This is a genomic window from Robinsoniella sp. (assembly GCF_034124845.1).
Window position 1 is genome coordinate 1 of sequence record NZ_JAWYAJ010000240.1, and the last position, 4,000, is coordinate 4,000.

Genomic DNA, 4,000 nt, shown 5'->3' on the forward strand with positions numbered 1-4,000 from the left:
GCTGCAATATCGTTTGGCATCCCCTCAGGTATTTTCTTCACCAGCGAAGAATCAAAGGCAAAGTAATCACAAGCTGCACCGGGGGTCTGACAGCCGATCACTTTCAGCGTATTACAGATATTGTATCTGCCGCTTTCACAGGGTTCACACTCTCCACAGAATATCTGGGGCATTGCCGTCACCATTTCTCCCGGCAGAACATTTCTGACCTTCTGACCGGTCTCAACTACTTTACCCGTAAATTCATGACCCAGAGTAATGGGACAATTAATAAAGGGATGTTTGCCATAATACGCATGTATATCAGAACCACAGATTCCTATATAATCCACTTTAATCACAACCTCGTTGTCTTTTGCTACTGGTTTCTCTGTTTCGGTGATAACAATTTCCTCCGGATTTGTTAATGTTGCTATTCTCATTTTTTTCCTTTCTGCTTCCATTCCGCTTAGGGCTCTTTTTGATATCTCTTTGCAATTCAATTTGGGACTCTATTTAATCTGTCCATTGTCCGTATGTATCTTAATCCATTCATCTACATTATTTTCATCGATCAGCTGCCCTTCTATTAATGTTTTCTCAAATTCTTCTCCTCCTGAAAGAACTTTGTCAATAATTCCAAAGGTCGTTTCCGCCATTACTTTGGCATTCTGAACACAGGTAGCGGTCAGCCCGCCATCTTTTATAGATAATACGGCATCCGCCAGTCCGTCTACCCCATAAAATGTCATGTTTTCCGCCCTTTTAGCATCATTGGCAGCTTCCCATGCTCCCAGAGCCATGGCATCGTTCATAGAAACGACTGCATCAATCTGATCATATGCCTGAAGCCAGTCTTCCATAAAATTCATTCCTTTTGACTTTTCCCAGTCCCCAATCTGTTCATCCAAGATCTCAATATCCGGTCTTGCATCAAACAAGGTCTTTTGAAAACCTTCCCTTCTGCCAATAGAGTGGGAATTTCCGGAAGGCCCTAATAAAATTACAACCTTACCATTTTGCGGTATCTTCTGCGCTGCTACTTCTGCCACTATGGAACCCTGCTCTATAGGGTCGCAATCTACGTTTGATGCAAACTTACTGCCGCCATCACTCTGATTAACCATTAAAATGGGTGTGCCATCCTGTATATACTGGTCTACCAGCTCTGCTTCCGCATCCGGCTCCAGCGGATGCAGTATAATATAATCGTATCCCTGGGTAACACAATTTTCCAGATTTGCCAGCTGGGTAGATAAAGTATTCTTGGAATCCAGTATCGTCAATGTCATATTCGGATATTGTTTTACTGCTATCTCCAGTTCCTGTGCCAGCCAGGCAGCAAAAGTTGCGGACATATCGGTAGGAAGCAGTGCAATTTCAAACTCTCCCTTTGCACCGCTGGCAGCATTAGATACTTCCTCCATAGCTGTCTCTGCAGCCTCTTTGGCTTCTTCTTTTTCCTCTGTACTCTTTGCCTCGCTTTTTGTTTCTTTACTCTTTGCTTCACTCTTTGATACTTCGTGCGTTTCCGCTACTGTTCCCTCTGTCTTGCCACTTCCACATCCTGCAATGAATGCTGCTGTCATCACCGCTGCTGCAATTACACTTAATACTTTTCTTTTCATTTTGTACCCTCCTTAATTTTATTTACTACTCTGAGCTAATTCAGAGGTAGTTTCCATAATCTTCATTTTTCGCTTTCCTCTTTTGGACCGGATGTCAAATAAAACTGCAATAATAATTAAAAATCCTTTAATGATCTGCTGAGAATAGGACTCTACTCCTAACAGATTCATAATGTTATTCAAGATTCCAATAATCAGTGAACCAACCAACGTTCCAAAAGCAGTACCCACACCTCCGGCAAAGCTGGTTCCTCCCACTACCGTTGCCATAATAGCATCTGTTTCATACCCGGTTCCTTCACTGGGAATTCCTGCATTCAGCCTCCCCATTAAAATCATGCCGGCAATGGCTGCAAAAACTCCTGAAATAATAAAGGTGATCCATTTTGTCTTTCTTACCTGTATACCTGCTGCATTCGCTGCATCCTTATTACCGCCTATTGCATAGATATATCTTCCAAACTTCGTGTATTTTAACAAAACATGTGTGATCAGGCACATAACAGCCATAAATACTACAGTGATGGGAATTACTCCAAATACAGTACCCTGTCCTAAAATCTTAAAGTCCCCGATTTTGTAGACATTATTTCCTGCAGTGTACAAACAGATACTGCCAAAAGTTATAGTCTGCATAGCCAACGTAACAATAAAGGATGGAAGTCCGAAATGTGCCACAAATAATCCGTTTAGAGCTCCAACTACAGCTCCCAGAAGAAGTCCGAATAAAATTGCCAGAACCAGGTTACCGGTAGCCACATATAAGATACAGGCATAGGTTCCTGCCATTCCAGCCAGACTTCCAATGGAAAGATCAATTTCGCCGCTGATGATTACCATCCCCTGGGCAAATGACAAAATGGTTACAATACTCACTTGCTTCAATATATTCATCAGGTTCGTTGATGTCATAAACTTTGGTGATAAGAAGGAACAGATGACCACCATCACAATTAATATCAAAAATGTTGAAAACTTCTGTATTTTTGCTTTTACATTACTTTTCATTTTCTTCTCCTTTTCCTCCTGTTTTCGTAGCTAATTTCATAATTTTTTCCTGGGAACATTCCTCCCTGCCAATAACTCCTGTAACATATCCCTTGTTCATTACATATATGCGGTCACACATACCTATCAGTTCCGGCAATTCTGAAGATATCATGATAATACTGAGTCCCTTTTCCTTCACCAGCTTCATCATTATGTTATAAATTTCCAGCTTTGCTCCCACATCGATTCCACGGGTGGGTTCATCCAGAATCAATACCTCCCCATCCAACATGAGCCATCTGGCCAGTATCACTTTTTGCTGATTCCCTCCGCTTAAGGAGCCCAGTGCAGTTTCGATGCCCGCCCCTCTTACATTCAGCATGTCAGACATGGATTTAGCTTCTTCCAATTCTTTTCTGAGGTTCAGAAATCCCCCCTTTCTTACCCGAAGGCTTGCAAGGGCAATATTCTCCCGAATACTTCTGATTCCCACAACACCTTCTTTCTTCCGGTCTTCCGAAACCATCAGGATTTTGCTGCGTATCGCCTGGGAAACATTTTTAATCTCTACTTTTTTATTATGTAACAAAATCGTTCCGGAATCGTAGGGATCCAGTCCAAATACTGCTCTGGCAACCTCCGTCCGTCCTGCTCCCACAAGTCCTGCCATTCCAATAATCTCACCTTTTCTTAAAGTAAGATTAACCCGGTCAAAGGTATCCTTGCTGCATAAATCCCGAATCTCAAAAATAACGTTACCAAGGGGAATCTCCTCTTTGGGATAAATATTAGAAATAGGCCTCCCCACCATATGGGCAATCAGGGTATCATTATTAAACTCTGCAGCCGGACCAGTGATGATCGACTGCCCATCCCTTATCACAGTTATGTCATCTGCAATCCGGAAAATTTCTTCCATTTTATGTGAGATATACAGAATGCTGATACCCTGGCTGCGCAGACGGCCAATCGTATCAAAAAGAGCTTCCACTTCCTGATTACTGATCGAAGAGGTCGGTTCATCCATAATTATTACTTCAGCCTTAAATGCAACTGCTTTTACAATTTCAAGCATTTGAATATTAGAAACAGAAAGTTCTTTTATCTTCATACCAGGGTCATAATCCAACCCATTCTCCCGGAAGATCGTTTTTACATTCTCCCGCAGTTCTTTCCAGTCAACCATTCCAACCTTTCCCGGGTGCTTTCCCATAAAAATATTCTCCTCAATGGTCAGATCGGGAAAGAAATTTAATTCCTGGTAGATCATTGCAATTCCCGCCGAAAAAGATTCCAGCGGACTTGCAAAAAACACTTCTTTTCCATCCAGCAGCATCTGTCCGGAATCTCTTTGGTACAGGCCATTGATGATCTTCATCAAGGTAGATTTTCCCGCGCCGTTT

4 protein-coding genes are annotated in these 4,000 nt (G+C 42.1%); all 4 read right to left on the reverse strand.

Features of this window, described 5'->3' with window-relative positions; translation table 11 throughout:
- A partial coding sequence (locus tag ACH2DQ_RS11870) for an alcohol dehydrogenase catalytic domain-containing protein (RefSeq protein ID WP_395026853.1) occupies positions 1–422 on the reverse strand: 422 nt, incomplete at its 3' end.
- Between the two features lie 69 nt (positions 423–491).
- Positions 492–1,607, reverse strand: a complete 1,116-nt coding sequence (locus tag ACH2DQ_RS11875; protein WP_394912210.1) for a sugar ABC transporter substrate-binding protein — start codon at positions 1,605–1,607, stop codon at positions 492–494.
- Positions 1,608–1,625: 18 nt separating this feature from the next.
- Entirely contained in the window at positions 1,626–2,615 is a 990-nt protein-coding gene (locus tag ACH2DQ_RS11880; protein ID WP_394912211.1) for an ABC transporter permease, read from the reverse strand.
- The coding region (locus tag ACH2DQ_RS11885) for a sugar ABC transporter ATP-binding protein (RefSeq protein ID WP_395026856.1) at positions 2,605–4,000 on the reverse strand (1,396 nt) is incomplete at its 5' end. The genes ACH2DQ_RS11880 and ACH2DQ_RS11885, both read right to left, overlap by 11 nt.